The sequence below is a fragment of the Epilithonimonas sp. genome (assembly GCF_032054305.1).
Lineage (GTDB): Bacteria > Bacteroidota > Bacteroidia > Flavobacteriales > Weeksellaceae > Epilithonimonas.
The window spans coordinates 787,204-806,056 of the sequence record NZ_DAMBSX010000001.1 but is presented as its reverse complement, the minus strand read 5'-3'; the positions used below and the strand labels follow the sequence as shown (position 1 = coordinate 806,056).

The following is an 18,853-nucleotide window of genomic DNA, read 5'->3' as shown; positions in this document are numbered from 1 at the left end:
CCTTTAATTTTTTTATTGTGAAACAAGACCAAAGTCATTATAACCCTGCAAATACTTTTTTAAGTATCTTTGCACCCTTAATATATAATAGTTATGATATTATCTATGACAGGTTTTGGGAGAGCCGAAACTGTTTATGAAGGGAAGAAGATCACAATAGATATAAAATCTCTTAATAGCAAAAGTTTTGACCTGAATGTTAAAATCCCATTGAGGTACAAAGAGAAGGAATTTGATATCAGAAAATTATTGAATGATAAGATTCTCCGGGGAAAGGTAGATTGTTATATCAACTGTGAAAGTCTTGAGGATAATAATGATGTAAAGATCAATCAGGATATTGTAAAAAATTATATGAACCAGTTGAGGGAAATTGGTTCCGAAGCTCCTGAATTTGAATTGCTGAAAATGGCAGTTAGAATGCCCGAAGTTTTGTCAACCAAAAGTTCTGAATTGGAAGAAGATGAATGGAAAGCGCTTTTCGAAGTTGTCCAAGAATCAGTTGCCAGATTTATAGAATTTCGTCAAACAGAAGGGAATAATCTTGCTGAAGAAATTGAGAAAATCGTTCAGAATATTGAGTATAATCTAAGTCAGGTTGCCCAATATGAAGAAGAAAGAATTCAGCCCATCAAAGACAGATATCAGACTGCACTTAAGAATTTTGAAAATATTGATGAAACGAGATATTATCAGGAGATGGTTTATTTTGTTGAGAAACTGGATATTTCAGAAGAAAAAGTTCGACTTTCGCAACATATCAAATATTATCTTGAAGTGATGAAAAATGAAGATTTCAACGGAAAGAAATTAGGTTTCATTGCTCAGGAAATGGGTAGGGAGATCAATACTTTGGGTTCAAAAGCCAATCATTCTGAGATTCAGAAACTGGTGGTAGAGATGAAAGATGATTTGGAGAAAATCAAGGAGCAAACGCTGAACGTATTATAAATGATAATTGATAAACGATTTTATCAATTATTGGTAATCAATTTTATATTGAAAAAAGATTCAAGTTTGCCATGCTTCGAAGAAGCGAAATGTTTGTAGAAATCTAATCAACAAGAAATAAAGCTCCGTAGGAGCGACATATTTATATGCAATTTTCGCTAAAATTTTTGTTTCTTTTCCTATTTGCGATTGTAAAATCACAAAATATAGATTCTCTTGCCAATATTCCTTCTGAATTGAAAGAAACTGAAATCAGAATTTACAAAGACAGAGGAATTTATAATAGCGGAAATGTTTTTAGAATTTATAAAGAAGATAAAATTTGGAAATCAGAATTGATTCAATGTTTTTTACCAAAAGAACTCAGCAAAGATAAATTTGAATTAATAAAACCAAAAATAACGATTCTAAAACCTCAAAAATCTATAGAAGAATTATTTTTAAATCTTCGAGCCTTAAATAAATATAGAATTTCTTTCAAAAGAGGAATATTTTCAATATAAAAAAGAGAAGAGAAAAGTTGAATATGACAATGAAGAAAAAGATTGGGTCTTTGCAATCACAAATTCAATTATGGTTTTAGATGGAACTGGTTATTTAGTTAAATATCAATCCGGAAAACAGAAAAATGAATTTGATTATAGCAATCCGGAATCTTATTTGAAACATTATCCACAGATTGATGAACTCCAAGATTTCGTAGATATTCTAAAATACATCAGAAAAGAGTTTAATATAGAATTTTAAAAATCAAATTTTGAAAGAAAAAGTTATCATATTCTCCGCGCCGTCCGGAAGTGGAAAAACAACCTTGGTCAAGCACGGACTTTCCGTTATTCCGCAACTCAGTTTTTCAATTTCTGCAACTACAAGACAACCGAGAGGTGAAGAAAGGAACGGTCAGGATTATTATTTTTTGACACCAGAAGAATTCCGAACCAAAATCTCAGAAGATGGATTTGTGGAATTCGAGGAAGTTTACACCGATAAATATTACGGAACGCTGAAATCCGAAGTAGAAAGAATCTGGAAAGAAGGAAAAGTCGTGATTTTCGATGTCGATGTCAAAGGCGGAATCCGACTGAAAGAGATTTTCGGAGACAAAGCTTTGTCAATTTTTGTAATGCCACCAAGCATTGCCGAGTTGGAACAGAGATTGATAAAAAGAAATACCGACTGTGCGGAAACTATCAAAACCAGAGTGGAAAAAGCAGGCGAGGAAATGACTTATCAAAAACACTTCGATAAGATTATTGTTAATATCGATTTGGACGATGCAAAAGCAGAAGTCGAGAAAATAATCAATAACTTTATCAACGAATAAAAATCTGAAACATTTGTAATGGAAAATACATTAGACGTTGCAATCAATAATATGCCTGTAAAAGGTTTTCTTGACCTCAAGGAGTTTGCGATTCCTACAGGTGATGACCTTGTAAAAGCAATTCTCGACCTTAAAAAAGAAAAAAATGCGGTGATTCTGGCGCATTATTATCAGCCAGGTCCGATTCAGGATATCGCTGATTTCCTTGGCGATTCTTTGCAATTGGCGAGACAGGCGAAGGAAACCGATGCCGATATGATTGCCTTTTGCGGCGTTCACTTTATGGCAGAAGCTGCGAAAATCCTTAACCCTACAAAAAAAGTAGTTCTTCCCGATACGTTGGCTGGTTGCTCTTTGGCAGACGGTTGTTCCGCGGAAGGTCTCAACAAGATGCGTGAGCAATATCCGGATGCGCTTGTGGCGACTTACATCAACTGTAATGCGGAAACCAAAGCTGCTTCCGACATCATCGTAACAAGCTCCAACGCAGAACAGATCATCGAGGCATTACCTAAAGACCGACCGATTATTTTTGCTCCGGATAAAAATTTGGGAAGATATCTTAGCAAGAAAACAGGTCGGGATATGATTCTTTGGGACGGAAGTTGCATCGTGCACGAAGCGTTTTCCATGGAACGAATTGCGCAACAATTGGCTGATCATCCCAACGCAAAACTGATTGCGCATCCCGAAAGCGAAACGCCGGTTTTAGAATTGGCACATTTCATCGGTTCAACTTCAGCACTTCTCAATTATGTAGAACAAGATGATTGTCAGGAATTTATCATTGCGACAGAAGAAGGGATTCTTCACGAGATGAGAAAACGTGCGCCACACAAATCTTTGATTCCGGCTTTGGTTTTCGACGAAAGTTGCAATTGCTCAGAATGTTTCTTTATGAAGAGAAACACGCTGGAAAAGCTCTATCTGTGTATGAAGTATGAACTTCCGGAAATCACGATGAATGAGGATATTCGCCTGAAAGCACTCAAGCCGATCGAAGCAATGCTGGAACTTTCCAAAAGCATCAAATAAAATTTAAAAACCTTGTCTTTCCAGATGAGGTTTTTTTGTGAAATTATTTTGGCAATCCCCTCGCTATCACGTGTCACCCTGAGGTTCTCGAAGGGCACAAGCTCGGGGCGGGCTATCCGTTGCAATCTTTTTTGCATCACCATTTTTCAGTCAAAAGTTCGGGAAGTCCAAGCAAAAAAGGATTTCCACTACTATCCCTATTGCAGCTTCGCACGAAAGAAAACTTCCACAAAATTTAAACATTTCAATTACCACAATATTGTCATTCCGTAGGAATCTAGACTGCTGAGATTCCTACGGAATGACAAAAGTATGTTTAGATTCATTTCTTCACTAAGTTTTACGCCTTTGCGAACTTAAAAATGTTTTCAATTTTGATAAAAGAATCTTTGCGGACTTTGCGTTCAAAATATTTTTCTATTTTTAAACCATGAAATCAAAAATCATTTTAGAAGATATAAAAATCTACGCCTATCACGGTGTTTTATCAGAAGAAGCCATCATTGGAAATCATTACGTCATCAATGCAGAATTACACGCTGATTTAGAAAAAGCGTCACAAACTGATAATCTTGAAGATACCATCAATTATGCTGAGGTCAGTGCAATAATCCATAAGGAAATGGCAATCCGTTCTGAACTTTTGGAACACGTGATTGGAAGAATTATCAATAAAATTGAAAATCTGTTTCCGAAGATTACATTTATCAAAATCAGATTAACCAAAACAGTTCCGCCAATGCCGGGCGAAATGAAAGGCGTGAGTTTGGAATTTGAAAAAGAAATTAAGTAATAAAAAATAATTAAAACTAAAACCTATGAAAAACAACTCTAGAATTGTAGATAGAAATCAGGCAGAGAAATTGTTACGATTTGTAAATTTTCTCATTGACTATTTTTTCACTTACCTGCTTGTTATTCTATTTTACGCAATGATGATGTTTATTTATTCCTTTGTTTCAGGAATTGATTATCTAACTGTTGCCGACAAGGTGGCTGGTATAAATTCTTTTTTAGATAGATTGGTCACTGCTTTCTTCTATGCGCTCTTTATGTATCTTACAGAGATGATTTCAAAAGGACGAAGTCTTGGAAAACTGATTACGGGTACAATGGTCGTGAATGAAAACGGTGGTTTGCCAACAGGAAACGATTTCCTGAAAAGAAATTTTAGTAGGATTGTTCCGTTTGATGCACTTTCATTTTTTGGTAGTAATGGTTGGCACGACAGCTGGAGCGATACCAAAGTGGTTAAGAGGAAAGCTTATCTGGAAGCAGTAGAAAGAGAAAATTCTATTGAAGATATTGGACAGATTGCATCTTAGAATTATGTTAATGAAATCTTAAAATTTGGTATCAAGTTTGATACAAACAACTCAAATACAAAATTTTATGAAGAATTATATTGCAGTAGGAATTGCTGCTTTAGGTTTTATTATTGCTGCTGCTTTGCTTGGTAGCGCTGTCAAAAACAGGAACAAATCAGAAAACACGGTTTCTGTCACGGGACTCGGTTCCAAAACTTTTACTTCGGACTTGATTTCTTGGTCTGGAAGCTTTTCCAAAAATAGTTTTGAGTTGAAATCTGCTTATGATGCATTAGCAATTGACCGACAGGTGATTTCTCAATATTTGAAATCGAAAGGTGTGAAAGAAAACGAAATGGTTTTTTCTGCTGTAGATATTCAGAAACAATTCAGGAATTATACGGATTCCAATGGGAATTATCAACAAGGAGAATTCTCTGGATATAATCTGACTCAGAGTGTTTCTATAAAATCAAAAGAAGTAGCCAAGATTGAAAATATCTCCAGAAACATAACAGAAATTATCAACCGCGGAATCGAATTTACTTCTTCTTCACCTCAATATTTCTATACAAAACTATCTGATGTAAAGCAAGAAATGATTGCCAACGCAACCAAAGATGCCAAAGAACGTGCAGAGAAAATTGCCGAAAATGCTGGAAGTAGTCTCGGGAATTTGAAAAAAGCGACAATGGGAGTCATCCAAATTACTGCTCCTAACTCCAACGAAGATTATTCTTATGGAGGGACTTACAACACAACTTCCAAGGATAAAGAAGCAAGCATTACCATAAAACTTGAATATGAAGTCGATTAAAAATAAAGGAGCAAAAATTTGCTCCTTTATAATTTTGTCTTGCTGTCAAAAACTAATGTGACAGGTCCATCGTTGACTAATGAAACTTTCATATCTGCTCCGAAGATTCCGCTTTCGGTCTTCAATCCGGATTTTTTTATTTCATCTTTGAAATGTTCAAATAACGGAATGGCTTTGTCAGGTTTTGCCGCTTTGATGTAAGAAGGTCGATTGCCTTTTTTATAATCAGAGATCAATGTAAATTGACTAATGCAAAGGATTTCGCCATTAATATCCTTCACAGAGTGATTCATTTTTCCTTCGTCATCAGAGAAAACCCGTACATCCAGGATTTTCTTGACAAGCCAATCTGCATCGGACTGTTCATCGGTTTTATCAACACCAATCAAAAGCATTAATCCTTGCTTGATTTCTCCGACAATTTTATCATCTACTTTTACTCTGGCTTCGGAAACCCGCTGTATTACTACTCTCATATGTTAATTATAAATAGAAAGTATATTGTTCACATAATTGTATCCGTAAGTTTTAGGGGCTGTCTTAGCTACTTTAGAAGGTTGTCCTGTGATTAGTATCCATTCTGCACCATCTTTCGGGCAATAAACTGCGGTTCCATTTTTGACTTCCAAAGTCGTATCATTGTCAGGACAAAGATGTGGTGCATTTCTATCATATACTTTGAAACCACTAGTTGTTCTTACGACGATCAGTCCTCGAGTACCAGATTGCTGTTCGTCTATATATTTCCAGCCTCCTACAGTTTGTAGTTCATAATATTGGGGTAGGCTTAGATTTAATTGTACAGATATTACAGAATCTGGAAAACAGCTAACTGTGTCATCTCTTTCTCTGCAAGAATTTATAATGCTTAAAGAACTGATTATCAAAAATGATGTAAATAGGAATGCTAATTTTTTGGGTTTCATTTCAAAATAAATTATATATTTGTAAACTCAATTCGAGACAAAATAGTATCCGGCAAAGGTCGGATTATTTTTTTATACAAACGATAAATTTTATTGTTATGAACTACGTGACCAAAGAAGGTTTGGACAAAATGAAAGCCGAACTGGAACAATTAGAAACCAACGAAAGACCAAAAATAACACAGCAAATTGCTGAAGCAAGAGACAAGGGTGACCTTTCTGAAAATGCAGAATATGATGCCGCAAAAGAGGCTCAGGGAATGTTGGAGATGAGGATCTCTAAGCTGAAGGACATTATAGCCAACTCAAAGATTATTGATGTGGCTCAATTGGATCTCAGCAAAGTATCTATTCTTACAACTGTCAGACTTAAAAATAATGCTACAAAAGGAGAACAGAAATTCACTTTGGTGCCAGATAACGAGAGTGATATCAAAACTGGGAAAATCTCTGTAAATACTCCTATTGCTAAAGGTCTTTTGGGTAAGGTTGTCGGGGAAACAGCTGATATTGTTTTGCCAAATGGTAATAAACTGTCTTTTGAGGTTTTAGAAATTTCATTATAAGAAACAGATCATTAATGCTGGTTCAATAATTGCTGAAAATTAAAAATCAACATTAATTAATAATATTATGAGCAGTATATTTTCAAAGATCATCAGCGGGGAGATCGCTAGCTACAAAATTGCTGAAGATGATAAGCATATTGCTTTTCTAGATGCAATGCCATTGGTGAAAGGTCATACTCTTGTTGTTCCCAAAAAAGAAACCGATTTGATTTTCGATCTGGATTCGGAAGATTATAAAGAACTTTGGGCTTTTACTCAAGATATTGCCAAGCAGATCAAAAAAGCTATTCCTTGCAAAAGAGTGGGAGTGGCTGTTGTAGGTCTTGAAGTGCCACACGCTCATATTCATTTGATACCACTTAATAGTATGGATGACCTTAACTTTAAAAATGTCAGGTTGATATTCACACCCGAAGAATACAAAGAAATTCAAGAATCCATAACAAAAGCATAAAAGAAGTCTAGAACTTCTTTTTTAATTTTAGAACTTAAGAAAATTATGAATCCAAATCAATGTTCATTTTGTGGGAGAAAAAAAGATGAAGTACAAATTCTGATCTCCGGGCAAAATGGCTTTATATGTGAAAATTGTATAGAACAAGCACACTCTATTGTAAAAGATAGTGTCAATAAAACTTCTGACTCAGCTTCTATGGCAGAATCTCTGGAAGAACTTAAAAAACCTAGAGAAATAAAAACTTTCCTGGATGAATATGTAATAGGGCAGGATCAAGCCAAGAAACAATTATCAATAGCGGTTTATAATCATTATAAAAGGTTATTACATGCACAAAATGAGAACCGCGAAGTAGAGATAGAAAAGTCAAACATCATCATGATTGGTGAAACCGGAACAGGAAAAACCCTGCTGGCAAAAACAATTGCAAAACAGCTGAATGTTCCTTTTTGCATAGTAGATGCTACAATTCTTACAGAGGCTGGTTATGTGGGAGAGGATGTAGAAAGTATTCTCTCAAGATTATTGATGGTTGCAGATTATGATGTAGAGAAAGCAGAAAAAGGAATTGTTTTTATAGATGAGATCGATAAAATTGCGAGAAAATCTGATAACCCGAGTATTACAAGAGATGTTTCTGGAGAAGGTGTTCAGCAAGGCCTTTTGAAACTTTTGGAAGGCAGTATCGTAAATGTCCCACCTCAAGGAGGACGTAAGCATCCGGATCAGAAATATATCCAGGTCAATACGCAAAATATCCTCTTCATTGCCGGAGGAGCTTTTGACGGGATGAAAGAAATCATTGAAAGAAGACTTAATAAGCAGGCTATCGGTTTTTCTGCTGAAAAATTGAACAAAGTAGAGGAGGAGGATTATATCCTTAGTCAGATCAATGCGATAGATTTAAAGAGTTTTGGATTGATTCCAGAGCTTTTGGGAAGATTTCCAATCATCACTTATCTCGAAAAATTGACAAAAGAGACACTTGTGAGGATTATGAAGGAGCCAAAAAATTCTATTGTCAATCAATTTACAGAATTATTCAAAATGGATAATGTGACTCTCGAATTCAGTGAGCAGGCAATTGATGAAATAGTGGAAGATACCATGAATAAAGGACTTGGAGCGAGAGGGTTGAGAGGGACGACAGAGAAAATTTTAGAAGATTATATGTTCAATATAGAAAATGAGCAATATGTTAAGATAGACTCAATATTATAAATTCTTTAAATGTTAAGATATTATTTTCAAATAATCAAAAAATTAATATCTTTGCCAGATAAACACACAAATAAAAATTAACACGATGATAAAAAAAATATTTATTCTGCAATCAATGTTTTTTTATGTTGTTGCTTCATCTCAAGTGCTTACCTACGTCGGTAATGCGGCCTTGGTAACTATTCAGCCACAGACTTTAGTGTATAACGGAGGAGGATTGCAAGCTGCAGGTACCTCTGTTGTAAATAACTCAGGTAATATCATGATCAAGGGTGTTTCTACTGGAGCAACCACTGATGATTTGATAAATATTGAAGCAACGTCAAATTTCAATCTTAAATTAGCTACTACTTCCAGCTATGGACAGTTGTACATCACTGGTATCCCACAAGGAAAGATATCAGGTAAGGTCAACAAGGAATATTTGGCGGATTATATGAATGGTACTACGGGATCTCAACAGATGGGATTGCCATTTTATAATTTTAGGATTCCAGATTTGGTCGAGGCATTTGGGGATGGGAATCTAAATGTTACCAATACGACTAACAACTCGACTGGTAGATTTGCTCCAAACTCAGCTTTTTGGTGGAACAACGCGAGAGCTCGTTTTGATCAGATTGCGTATAACGGTACAGCCTATTATTCAACAGGTACACCAAATCCTGCATTTATAAGTCCCATGACTTATTATATATTGCCTAGGAGAAAGTCGGATGCTACTTATTTCTGGCAATTTCCTAAATCAGACAAAAAGATTTTTAAAGGAACTCCTGCCTCTGATGTTATAGGAGGTGGAATTAATAATGTGAATTTTGCATTATCTGGAGCTTACAGCGGTAGTTTTGGAACTAATGGTAATGCTTCTAATACTTTTGGTGAGAAGTATTATTCATATCTTGATGATCCTTTCAGAAACAAAGGAGCAGGCTGGCCTGCTGATTATGCTAAAAATCTTTATCAATTAGCAAATCCCTTTCTTACCAATATTGACCTTAAATATATTGGAATAGATTCTGAAACAGGTAGTGATGATAATTTCATATCTAAATTAGAAGGTGTAGCTTATTATGGAGATAATAATGTAGACTGGACCGCTCAGAATGGAACAACCTACCCGGGAACAATTCTAGTAATGAAAACTTCAAATGGAGCCTTTCAAGCAGGGGATGTTGGTAATAGGATTATAAAGCCTATGGGTGCGTTCATGGTAAAGCTTGCGGATGCTTCTACTACTCCTTTCTTGAATTTTAATAAGACCAGACGTTTCAAGCAAACGTCTAGAGCTGATGGGATTGACTATTCTGTTACTGCTGCCAAAACATCAGAAACTACAGATGATATTCCATCGGATAAGATTGTAAAACAAGTCGCGGTTGTAATGTATGACTTGAACGGCATGGAGTTGGATAGAACTTACTATGCAGTATCTCCTTCTGCTTTTACAGGATACGGCCCTACGTCCACAACTTTGCAAGCATATAGTGATAATAAGAAAATCTATACGAAAGAGGAGAAGTTAGCTGGTGGCGAAGATGCTGCTTATACTGATAAATTATATATTAATGAGGCTAATGAGATAACTTTTAAAACAAAAGAAATTCCTCTTTATATAAATTATACAGATCAGCCCTACCAATTAAAGTTTGAATTGTACGAAAAGGGAGAAAGGGTTGAAGATGGATTGTCCAACGGGAATAGCTTCTATATCAAAGATGCCCAAAATCAAATTATAAAAATTGTAGACGGGGAAAGCCTTTCTATGAATGGAGCTCAGACTCTAGGTCTATATTATGAGAAACCCTCAAATATAACTTTGGGTACGGATAGTTTTACTAGTTCACAAACTATTATTGCTAAAAAAGATGCACAATGGGTTGTTAGATTTGCTAAAGATTGGAAGAATGCAACCGTTGAAGTTTACTCTTCTGCAGGTCAATTGTTAAATAAACAACAGAATATTTCAACGAGCTATGATTATGTTGTGCCTCTTAATTACCAAGCAAAATCTACTTTTGTTATTAAGGCCACTTCTGAGAATGGAGAAGTTGTAATCAAAAAAATTCTAAATTAAACACAAGATTATATGATGGATTCAATATTTAAAAAAGCATATAGCTTAGTATTTATCTTGATAGGTATTTTAAGCTTTGCGCAATCTGTACCGCCACCTCCGGAAAATCCAGAATCTGGTGGGATTGGAGCATATCCTGCTTCTCCTATAGATGGTTATACTTTTATTTTGTTTTTGGCAGCAGTTTTAATGATTGTAGTTGTTGCCCTAAAATCAAAAAAAAGATTATTGCAATAATTTATTTTTACGATATAAAACTCACTTATTAAGTGAGTTTTTTTTATTTTTACATTATGAAAAAATTATTGATAACGAGTAGTATTATGTTATCTGCAAACATATTTGCTCAGTTTAATGTGAAGGTTGATATTCCATCCTATTTGTCTGATTCAGATGCTTACTTATATGGTTTTAATGGTTCTAAAGAAATATTATATTCTAAGGCTAAAATAGCAGGAAATACCGCAAATTTCAAAGTTGATAAAAAATATGTCGGAATGATGAGAGTTTTTTTTCAAAAGTCCAACTCTTCCGTTAATATGGTATCAGAAAATGCTGACATAAAGTTTAAGATTGAACTGGATTCTAAAAATAAAATTTCTGATGTTGTTTTCGAGGATAAAGTAAATCAACTCTTTAGTAATGAAGTTGAACTTCAGAAAAAACAAGAATTAATTTTACCAGCACTTATACAGATCAAAGATTATTACAAACCTAATGAGAGTTTTTATAAATCTCTAGAGACTGAGATTGGGCTACTTTCTAAAAATGATGTTTCATTGTATAGTACCCACCCTTTCTTGGAATATTACCATAATAACCAAAAATATTCTGTCCAGGAAAAGGCTTCAGCTTTTAAACCCGAGGATTTTATTAATTTCTATTCAAAATCCGGGGAGTACCTTGAGACATCAACAATACTAAAACCATCACTGATCAATTTTCTTAATGTTTCCAAATCCAATGTTGAGGGAAATGTAGACAAATTATTAGAGGCTGTCAATTTGGAAACACCTAGGGGGCAAACTATACTTTCTGAGCTGATCGATATCTTCAGTACATACAATATGGATAAGTTAAAGGATAAGTATCTTACTGAGGCCAATAATTTGAAATGTACCATCAATGATCGTCTTGCATCTACAATTCAATCGAACAAAAATATTGAGCTGGGTGCTAAGTTTCCTAACAATACTTTTGTGAACCCAATCCATACAAATGCTAAATCACTATATGATATAAAGGCTTCTAAAAAGATTGTGGTTTTCTGGTCATCTACTTGTTCACATTGCGAAGCGGAATTGCCAAAGCTTTTGGAAAAATATGACAAAATGAAGGCTCAAAATATAGAGATCGTAGGCTTATCCTTAGATAACAATTTGAACGAATTCAAGAGCAAAGCAAATGTATATCCTTGGGTGAGTGATTCTGAAGGGAAGGGCTGGTATAGCTCATATGGAGATACTTACAATATTGTCGCAACCCCGACTTATTTTATTTTAGATGCTAATAACATAATCCTTAGCAAACCTAATCATGTAGGGGATGTAATTGATTATTTAAAATTGAATTAAAATTTGTGGAAATGCAAAATATCCTTATATTTGCACCACAAAAATGGCGAGGTAGCTCAGTTGGTTAGAGCGCAGGATTCATAACCCTGAGGTCACGGGTTCAATTCCCGTCTTCGCTACTTATAACAATCCGTATTATGTTGATTTAAAACATTTTACGGATTTTTTATTTTGAAAAATCCCGACATAATCCCGATTTTCTAATAATATGACTGATTGACTTATATCTAAAGGATTCTGACAAATTGTCTATTGTCCTTTTTTAGTCTATTCTTTTATTAATCATATAAATTTACTATTTATAATTTTTTTTAATAATTTATGTGACAAGGTATATTGTTTGTGTTAATATAATCAACAAATTAAAATTAATATCATGTCAGAATTTAGGATTACTGGAATTTGGAAAAACAAAGATGGAGTGATTACGCATTATGCTATTCACGAGAGAACAAAAAATAGTGACGGCTCTTTTACACTTGGATATGCGAAAAAAGTTGAAAAAGACGATGCTGTAGATTTGCTATTACTAAAAGGTAATAGTGCTAAAACATATTTATGGAATTATTCAACGTCGTCGTGGTTATCTGGAGCAGATGTTCATGTTATCGAAGGAGAACCATTATACCTTCGAACAGAGGCAGATAGTACTGAAAAGGATAATTTGTCACATTTGATAAATTATGGTTTTATTTTTCGTTAAAATAAATAACCCTAGATTGCTTATTTAGGGTTATTATTTTAAAGTCAAATATTTTATTAAACAATTCTATAATAGTCTTCCTTGATAGGATATTTCGTTTTTTGTTCGTGCAGTTTTGAAAAATTAAGGACATAGCTATCATATCCTATATATTTAAGAATTAATAAATTTAACAAAGTATAAAGTTTAGCTGATGCGTAATAAAGGTCGGCATCTTTTTCTTCGATTGTTCGATTCTTACCAAGATTTCTAAAGTCTGGTACTCTTCCGTGAAGAAATGCATTTCTTGATTTTACAACTTCTAAATCTTCCTTACTTATATTAATTCCCAACTCTTTGAAAGGAGCTGTTAATTTTTCTTGATTAGTCATCTGATTTATATATTCAATCTTCCCTTTTAAAGTTTCTATATCTTTAAAAGAATCAAAATCTTTATATTTATCAAGAACTGCGTATAAATCATTTTGGAATTTCTTACAATCTTCTTTGGATGTGATAGGTTTTTGTCTAATTTTAGATTTACTAGAGATTATATTTGATAATGTTTCTAATGCAATAGAGTATCCTCCGGGACGGAATACTAGACTTGCATCATTTGATTCCAATATTAGAAATAATACACTTAAAAAGTCGTCGTTTTCAATACATAAACTACATAGTTTTGAAAACTCACTTTTATTTAAAGTTCTAAGGTTATATTTTTTATAAATTTTTTCAGCTCTTTTAGGATTTCTTGAATCTACCCAAGAATATGCATTAGAATTAATTGGTTGCCAAAAGTTTTTCATTCCATCTCTCAATGTTCTACATAGATAGGATGTGAAAACATCCATTTTTTTTGTATTGTAAGTAAAATAATAACCCTTGTCTGAAATATAATGTCCAGTAATATAGCCGAGACATATAAGTATGCTATGACATTTTTTACTAAAGTCATTATAGATTTGTCTTATGTCTGAATGTATAATTAGATAACTTTTATCATCTTTTTTCTCGATTATAATGAAAAAGTTTTCATTACCAATGTTGAACGATGTAGCATTTATTGAGATATTATTATCATTTTCAATTGCATATCCATATCTACTTAGTTGATAAAGGAAATCGATTTTTTTTTCATTAAGGGGAATAATTAATTTATAGTATTTTTTTAAATTTGATTTAAAAGTAGTGCTTCTTATTCTATATACATCTCCATAGATATTTCCATTTGAATATTTTGAAGTAAACATATCAAGTTTAAGTGAAATCTCATTGTTTGAGAATAATAGATTTTTTAAGTTAAATCCAATATCAAAAAAACTACGTGTAATATCTGGAATTTCTATTGTATAGTTTTTTGATGAGCTTTTCAATTGGATTTTAGTTAAATTCCGGAATAAGTCATTTTTAGAATCAATATTTCCTTTATGGATATTGTTTTCCAATGTTTCAATTTGGTTAATAGCCGATTGATTGAAAAATATTTTATATTTTTTACTTCTCTTTATCATTAATTTCTCAATTTAAATTGATAGAAGGAGAAATTTTCATTCCTTTTCATTGTCCATAAAATCCAATTTTCAAGAAATCTATACTTTAATATAACTTTTTCCATTGCTTTTACAAACTCCTCATTTTCAGTGTTATTTTCCAATAAATAAGAATGTTTATTAATTGCATCTTTAACGAACCCTAACATTAGATTCTTTGTAGCTTCTATAGTTTCATCAGTTAAATTATTTTTTAATTGATTGTATAGAGGCTCAGTAAATGATTTTGTTAATTGCAAAAGACTATTACCTAATCTTCCTATTTCGTCATTATCTTCCGTTTCATTTTCATTAATTAGTTCGGATAAAACATTTTGTATATAATCAATGTGTTTAACCGAATTATCCAATATATCAAGAGAATTAACAAATATAATATCTGGGTGGTCATTTGAATAGATAAATAGGTTCTCATAAAAAAGACCTTCTATATTCTGTAGATAATTTATTGATAACCTTTCTAAGATAGATTTGTCAACCGCAATAATTGGGTTGACCACTTTGGTTTCAAGTTTATATGCTTTTACTAATCCTCCAGAGAAAATCATATTTTTATCTGAAAAATAGCTTCCAATTGAAATTCCCCCTCTAACAAAAAAACCTTTTTGCATCATAGCAATTTGGTAAGATTTTACGACAAATGCCAAAGAATGAAATTGTTGATGGAAATCATTTCCAAATTCAATATATGGTAGAGAAATACAAATGCAATCTGAAAACATCCTGTATTCTAAATATTCTTGCAAGTCGGTTTTAACTTTTTGGTCTAAAACATTTTCTATAGAAATTTTTATTGCTTGTTCTAAGGTGTCGTGAAGTTCATTTAGCAGATTGGAAGTTTCATCAGAATCGTACTCTTCAATTATGGCTGAGAATCCCAAAATATCAATAAAGGCAACAATTCTAGTTTCAGTATCTATTAAATTATTTTTAAATAACTTTTTAGGTGAATCAATGATTTTGATAGAGTTACTTTTTAAGTTAGAATTATGCTCAACATTGATGAGACAAATTTTTAAAAGTTCTGAAATTGATTTAACTAAATCTTTTACTTCAATTTCTTTGTCGTCTAAATAGTTCTCTTTTTGAACTTCAATTTTATCTAAGATTTCTGGAATAATATTTTGAAATTCCTGTAAATCTTTAAAATCTCCATTGTCAAATCTAACTTCAAGACATCTTCTGACTAATCTATCTAATTCTTTTGTTGTTTCTAGCCAGAAATCATCAAGACTTTGATTTTTTTGATACGTGTAATGCAATTTCTTTATATTCCTTTTAAAAGTGTCAATATAAATTTTAACAGTTGTATGTATAATCTGTCTCTCATAACTGAGACGACTCCTCAATATATTTGAGATTGCCATTTTCAGCCATTGAGTTAGGAATATTTCTGTAAGTTCAGTTAATGAAGTGGTAACTGAGTAAAATGATTCTCTTGCATAAGTTTTATTTAAAATATCTTCTGCGAAAACTTCTATTGCCTGTTCAATAAATATTTGAGTAGAATATTTGTTTAATAAATTTACTACCGTAGCATCAAAGAATATTTTTTTGGTTTTGCCAAAATCAACAATTTTACTGATTGCTTTATATTCTCTTGATTTAGTTAATTGAACGGGGAATTTTCTTTCTGAGCAGTATGAATTAATTTCGTCATCAATTTTATCAGTAATAATAATTTCGGAAATATTTTGACTTAATAAATTAGCCTCGTCTAATATAGAAATAATCTTATCAAAATGTTCTTTATGAACCTCTTCAAAGTTATCAGGAAAATTATATATTTTGTAGGTTAAAGTTATCGCCATTTACATTTAAGTTTTATTTGTTAGAGTGATGGTTATGTATATTAGATTAGGGTTTATTCTTCAATGTCAAAATCAAAAATTTTGTATTCTGGTTTTCTAAAATATGGATATCCAATATTAATTATCCTTTGTTGACTTTCTTCATCAATCATAAATGTAAAAGATTTATCTTGAAAAGTATTTTCAATTAATTCCCTAAACCATTTTATTGTATAGATTCTAAAAGTATTGTTATACATTATAAAAGTTGGTGTGTTAACTATAAAAATACCTTCTAAATTTATTTCGGGTAATTTATATGAATGACTATTTAGAATTACTTGAAAATGTTCTTCCAATAAAGTTTTATTTCTTGATAAAAAATCAAGTTTTCTTTTCATTGTTTTATTGTAATTATTTTTGTTAGTTTCAAAGTAGGCATAATCGTTTTTATAATTATTCATATCATAACGACTGATTAGGTGTTTACTATCCGCTATAAATATTTTATCATTCAGAATAAAAATAAAATCTAATTCGCCACAATCTGAGTTATCAATATTAATATTTTGATTATTCCATTTCTTTAAATTTTTTATATTCCTCTCGAAAATGATATTGTTATTTTTTAAAATTTTTTCTATAGCATTTTCTAGTATTTTATCATTTTTTGTGTATAGAGACTTTATATAATCTTCAAAACACGGGCATTTCCATTCCATAGGATATTTTTTCCACCCAAATGCATTTGTTGATAATGAGACCATACTTTCAATAAAAGATTCGGGACTGATAACAGCATAGTCATTTCCATCAACATTCCATACTAGTATAGGTCTATAAAGATATTTGTTTAGATTATGAGGTTTATATATTTCTTCGTTGATGGACATTTTATTTAATCTGGTTAATGTCAGTCCTGCAAATATTTTATTACCAATTTCGAGAGGAACTTTAAAGAAGTGTTCTAAATTTATGGCGAAATATTTCCATTCAATAAAACTATATTTTCCTGCTTCTAATGACTTATGAATTTCTTCTATGATTGCCGGAATATTATCAAAATCTGTTTTAAAACAATTTTTAAATGCATCTTTAAATTCTTGAATATGGTTTCCAGCCACTACAGCTTCTTTTAAATGTTCGGGATGTATTTTCCCAAATTCATTTATTATAAACTCATAATGATGTTTGTGGTCAAAATAAAATAAATCTTCCTCCGTAAATTTTAAATCAATGCAATCTTCAACTAGATGTTGTTCAGCTAAAAGATTTGATATTGCAAACATAAAATCACCTAAATAAAGTAATTCATCTATAATAGGTTCTTTCTCCTTAAGGTATTCTTTACTTCCTATTTTACCAGATTTTAGTTTCAAATCACACGCTTGCTCAAGGCACAGCTTCAAAACTCTTCTGTAAACAGCAAAATCTTGATTTCTCATTTGCTTTATCGGAGAATAATTTGGATTTTCGGAATGAAATAGACAAGAAAAATCGTGTAGTAAAAATAATCCTAGGTAAAATGCCGAATCTATTTGTGTATTCAGTACTTTCAAAAAATTACTTTGAAACCATTCTAATGAAAAGAAAAGAATATTTTTTATTTCTTCCTCATTGTAACTTCCTTGTCCAAATTTTTCAATTAATTCGGCAGATAATAAAGGTCTAAATTTATTAATTGCTGTTTCATCATACCAAGCAATTAATCTTCCATTGGGGGTAAAATATACAGGCATCAGTTAAAAGTAATAATTGTATAATTTTTTGTGTCAATATGGTAAAATTAAAGTCTTAACCTCATCTCCAAATTTCGTAAAATACACTTTCTTAATGTTCGTTATATTCTGTCTGGATATGTAAACAATTAAATCTGCATCTCTTTTTTGTATTACTTCTTTCCAGAATCCCGGTTTTACCTCATTGTTGTATTGTACTTTCTTTACAATAAAATCAGCATCGGATTTGTTTTTGGTTATGAAGACGACTAAATCCGCATCAGCTTTAAAAGTCGTGTAATAAACTTTCTGCGCCGAAATTTTTAGACTTACAAAAAAGAATAGGAGAAAGTAGATAATTTTCAAAAGTTATAAGTTTTGGTATAATCAAATATACTTAATCTCCAGCAAATTAAAATTACTGTGATTTTCAGAAATTCGCCCGGCGGAAATCTAGTTAATAAGAGCTACTTGAAAAACATAAGAAAAAAGTCTGGATTTAATTTTTATAAGATTAAAAATTTTTAACTGTGATTTTGGGAAAATTGCCCGGCGAAAAATTCGGAAATTTTGAGCTACTGCTAAAAAAGTGTTGATGTGGTTTGAGTTATTTAATTTGAGTGAAATTAAATATTATATTTGTGGTAGAAATATGTACCATTGATTTGGTAAAATAATATTCGTACTAAAATAGTCTTGTAAGAAGAAATCGGCAAAATTTCAAAATACACAACAAGACGGATTAATTAGTACGCCCGTAAGGCGTATTCGTTCCTCTGTTGTGTTATGGCTTTGCCGAGCCTCTTCTTGCAGTGTGATATGGATACGCTGTTTTTATTTTCAGTAAATACGGTT

Annotated in this window: 21 protein-coding genes and 1 tRNA gene; 16 read left to right on the top strand and 6 right to left on the bottom strand. The window is 32.1% G+C overall.

Going from position 1 to position 18,853, the window contains the following annotated elements:
- The first annotated feature begins 93 nt into the window (after positions 1-93).
- From RTX21_RS03655 to RTX21_RS03620, 8 genes are all read left to right on the top strand, one after another.
- Positions 94-951, top strand: coding sequence for a YicC/YloC family endoribonuclease (locus tag RTX21_RS03655; protein WP_312765347.1), 858 nt, complete (start codon positions 94-96; stop codon positions 949-951).
- Between the two features lie 236 nt (positions 952-1,187).
- A complete protein-coding gene (locus tag RTX21_RS03650) occupies positions 1,188-1,454 on the top strand; it encodes a hypothetical protein (protein ID WP_312765345.1) in 267 nt (88 codons plus the stop codon).
- A 70-nt stretch (positions 1,455-1,524) separates the two neighbouring features.
- Positions 1,525-1,698, top strand: coding sequence for a hypothetical protein (locus RTX21_RS03645; RefSeq protein ID WP_312765344.1), 174 nt, complete (start codon positions 1,525-1,527; stop codon positions 1,696-1,698).
- A 10-nt stretch (positions 1,699-1,708) separates the two neighbouring features.
- The gene (gene gmk / locus RTX21_RS03640; protein ID WP_312765343.1) at positions 1,709-2,275 is read left to right on the top strand and encodes a guanylate kinase; all 567 of its coding nucleotides are present in this window, start codon (positions 1,709-1,711) and stop codon (positions 2,273-2,275) included.
- Positions 2,276-2,293: 18 nt separating this feature from the next.
- Positions 2,294-3,310 carry a quinolinate synthase NadA gene (gene nadA / locus RTX21_RS03635; protein ID WP_312765342.1) on the top strand — a complete coding sequence of 339 codons (1,017 nt, stop codon included), beginning with the start codon at positions 2,294-2,296 and terminating at the stop codon, positions 3,308-3,310.
- Positions 3,311-3,740: 430 nt separating this feature from the next.
- Positions 3,741-4,103 (top strand): dihydroneopterin aldolase, encoded by a 363-nt coding sequence (gene folB / locus RTX21_RS03630; protein ID WP_312765340.1) that lies wholly within the window; start codon positions 3,741-3,743, stop codon positions 4,101-4,103.
- 25 nt (positions 4,104-4,128) lie between these two features.
- Positions 4,129-4,635 carry an RDD family protein gene (locus tag RTX21_RS03625; protein ID WP_312765338.1) on the top strand — a complete coding sequence of 169 codons (507 nt, stop codon included), beginning with the start codon at positions 4,129-4,131 and terminating at the stop codon, positions 4,633-4,635.
- A 67-nt stretch (positions 4,636-4,702) separates the two neighbouring features.
- Positions 4,703-5,434, top strand: coding sequence for an SIMPL domain-containing protein (locus RTX21_RS03620; protein ID WP_312765336.1), 732 nt, complete (start codon positions 4,703-4,705; stop codon positions 5,432-5,434).
- Between the two features lie 26 nt (positions 5,435-5,460).
- Here RTX21_RS03620 and dtd read toward each other — a convergent pair whose 3' ends face one another.
- Positions 5,461-5,910 (bottom strand): D-aminoacyl-tRNA deacylase, encoded by a 450-nt coding sequence (gene dtd / locus RTX21_RS03615; protein ID WP_312765335.1) that lies wholly within the window; start codon positions 5,908-5,910, stop codon positions 5,461-5,463.
- 3 nt (positions 5,911-5,913) lie between these two features.
- Positions 5,914-6,360 carry a hypothetical protein gene (locus RTX21_RS03610; RefSeq protein WP_312765334.1) on the bottom strand — a complete coding sequence of 149 codons (447 nt, stop codon included), beginning with the start codon at positions 6,358-6,360 and terminating at the stop codon, positions 5,914-5,916.
- Positions 6,361-6,458: 98 nt separating this feature from the next.
- Here RTX21_RS03610 and greA point away from each other — a divergent pair, with 98 nt between their 5' ends.
- The 8 genes from greA to RTX21_RS03570 all read left to right on the top strand — a co-directional run bounded on the left by greA (position 6,459) and on the right by RTX21_RS03570 (position 12,958).
- Positions 6,459-6,926 carry a transcription elongation factor GreA gene (gene greA, locus RTX21_RS03605; RefSeq protein ID WP_312765333.1) on the top strand — a complete coding sequence of 156 codons (468 nt, stop codon included), beginning with the start codon at positions 6,459-6,461 and terminating at the stop codon, positions 6,924-6,926.
- A gap of 67 nt (positions 6,927-6,993) precedes the next feature.
- Entirely contained in the window at positions 6,994-7,383 is a 390-nt protein-coding gene (locus tag RTX21_RS03600; protein ID WP_312765332.1) for an HIT family protein, read from the top strand.
- 45 nt (positions 7,384-7,428) lie between these two features.
- The gene (gene clpX, locus RTX21_RS03595; protein WP_312765330.1) at positions 7,429-8,607 is read left to right on the top strand and encodes an ATP-dependent Clp protease ATP-binding subunit ClpX; all 1,179 of its coding nucleotides are present in this window, start codon (positions 7,429-7,431) and stop codon (positions 8,605-8,607) included.
- Between the two features lie 85 nt (positions 8,608-8,692).
- Positions 8,693-10,681: a hypothetical protein gene (locus RTX21_RS03590; RefSeq protein ID WP_312765329.1), complete on the top strand. Its 1,989-nt coding sequence runs from the start codon at positions 8,693-8,695 to the stop codon at positions 10,679-10,681.
- Between the two features lie 12 nt (positions 10,682-10,693).
- Positions 10,694-10,918 carry a hypothetical protein gene (locus RTX21_RS03585; protein WP_312765328.1) on the top strand — a complete coding sequence of 75 codons (225 nt, stop codon included), beginning with the start codon at positions 10,694-10,696 and terminating at the stop codon, positions 10,916-10,918.
- A gap of 56 nt (positions 10,919-10,974) precedes the next feature.
- Positions 10,975-12,255, top strand: a complete 1,281-nt coding sequence (locus RTX21_RS03580) for a TlpA disulfide reductase family protein (protein WP_312765327.1) — start codon at positions 10,975-10,977, stop codon at positions 12,253-12,255.
- 45 nt (positions 12,256-12,300) lie between these two features.
- A tRNA-Met gene (locus RTX21_RS03575) sits at positions 12,301-12,374 on the top strand.
- A gap of 257 nt (positions 12,375-12,631) precedes the next feature.
- Complete coding sequence (locus tag RTX21_RS03570) at positions 12,632-12,958, top strand: DUF3892 domain-containing protein (protein ID WP_312765326.1); 327 nt, start codon at positions 12,632-12,634, stop codon at positions 12,956-12,958.
- Positions 12,959-13,014: 56 nt separating this feature from the next.
- Here the strand turns inward: RTX21_RS03570 and RTX21_RS03565 are convergent, their stop codons facing one another.
- The 4 genes from RTX21_RS03565 to RTX21_RS03550 are packed head-to-tail and all read right to left on the bottom strand — an operon-like array spanning position 13,015 to position 18,364.
- On the bottom strand, positions 13,015-14,451 hold the full coding sequence (locus RTX21_RS03565) for a hypothetical protein (protein WP_312765325.1): 1,437 nt from the start codon (positions 14,449-14,451) through the stop codon (positions 13,015-13,017).
- Positions 14,451-16,301, bottom strand: a complete 1,851-nt coding sequence (locus tag RTX21_RS03560; protein WP_312765324.1) for a hypothetical protein — start codon at positions 16,299-16,301, stop codon at positions 14,451-14,453. Before RTX21_RS03560 ends, RTX21_RS03565 begins: the two co-directional genes overlap by 1 nt.
- 53 nt (positions 16,302-16,354) lie before the next feature.
- Positions 16,355-18,019 carry a hypothetical protein gene (locus tag RTX21_RS03555; RefSeq protein ID WP_312765323.1) on the bottom strand — a complete coding sequence of 555 codons (1,665 nt, stop codon included), beginning with the start codon at positions 18,017-18,019 and terminating at the stop codon, positions 16,355-16,357.
- Between the two features lie 33 nt (positions 18,020-18,052).
- The gene (locus RTX21_RS03550) at positions 18,053-18,364 is read right to left on the bottom strand and encodes a DUF6150 family protein (RefSeq protein WP_312765322.1); all 312 of its coding nucleotides are present in this window, start codon (positions 18,362-18,364) and stop codon (positions 18,053-18,055) included.
- Positions 18,365-18,853 lie beyond the last annotated feature (489 nt).

What these genes read in the sequence shown, in the direction of transcription:
- RTX21_RS03620 (WP_312765336.1), top strand. Translation starts at nt 4,703, where the DNA reads ATGAAGAATTATATTGCAGTAGGAATTGCTGCTTTAGGTTTTATTATT.
- RTX21_RS03610 (WP_312765334.1), bottom strand. Translation starts at nt 6,360, where the DNA reads ATGAAACCCAAAAAATTAGCATTCCTATTTACATCATTTTTGATAATC.
- RTX21_RS03590 (WP_312765329.1), top strand. Translation starts at nt 8,693, where the DNA reads ATGATAAAAAAAATATTTATTCTGCAATCAATGTTTTTTTATGTTGTT.
- folB (WP_312765340.1), top strand. Translation starts at nt 3,741, where the DNA reads ATGAAATCAAAAATCATTTTAGAAGATATAAAAATCTACGCCTATCAC.
- nadA (WP_312765342.1), top strand. Translation starts at nt 2,294, where the DNA reads ATGGAAAATACATTAGACGTTGCAATCAATAATATGCCTGTAAAAGGT.
- clpX (WP_312765330.1), top strand. Translation starts at nt 7,429, where the DNA reads ATGAATCCAAATCAATGTTCATTTTGTGGGAGAAAAAAAGATGAAGTA.
- RTX21_RS03600 (WP_312765332.1), top strand. Translation starts at nt 6,994, where the DNA reads ATGAGCAGTATATTTTCAAAGATCATCAGCGGGGAGATCGCTAGCTAC.
- RTX21_RS03625 (WP_312765338.1), top strand. Translation starts at nt 4,129, where the DNA reads ATGAAAAACAACTCTAGAATTGTAGATAGAAATCAGGCAGAGAAATTG.
- RTX21_RS03585 (WP_312765328.1), top strand. Translation starts at nt 10,694, where the DNA reads ATGATGGATTCAATATTTAAAAAAGCATATAGCTTAGTATTTATCTTG.
- RTX21_RS03580 (WP_312765327.1), top strand. Translation starts at nt 10,975, where the DNA reads ATGAAAAAATTATTGATAACGAGTAGTATTATGTTATCTGCAAACATA.
- RTX21_RS03555 (WP_312765323.1), bottom strand. Translation starts at nt 18,019, where the DNA reads ATGCCTGTATATTTTACCCCCAATGGAAGATTAATTGCTTGGTATGAT.
- dtd (WP_312765335.1), bottom strand. Translation starts at nt 5,910, where the DNA reads ATGAGAGTAGTAATACAGCGGGTTTCCGAAGCCAGAGTAAAAGTAGAT.
- RTX21_RS03655 (WP_312765347.1), top strand. Translation starts at nt 94, where the DNA reads ATGATATTATCTATGACAGGTTTTGGGAGAGCCGAAACTGTTTATGAA.
- RTX21_RS03560 (WP_312765324.1), bottom strand. Translation starts at nt 16,301, where the DNA reads ATGGCGATAACTTTAACCTACAAAATATATAATTTTCCTGATAACTTT.
- RTX21_RS03570 (WP_312765326.1), top strand. Translation starts at nt 12,632, where the DNA reads ATGTCAGAATTTAGGATTACTGGAATTTGGAAAAACAAAGATGGAGTG.
- RTX21_RS03645 (WP_312765344.1), top strand. Translation starts at nt 1,525, where the DNA reads ATGGTTTTAGATGGAACTGGTTATTTAGTTAAATATCAATCCGGAAAA.
- RTX21_RS03565 (WP_312765325.1), bottom strand. Translation starts at nt 14,451, where the DNA reads ATGATAAAGAGAAGTAAAAAATATAAAATATTTTTCAATCAATCGGCT.
- greA (WP_312765333.1), top strand. Translation starts at nt 6,459, where the DNA reads ATGAACTACGTGACCAAAGAAGGTTTGGACAAAATGAAAGCCGAACTG.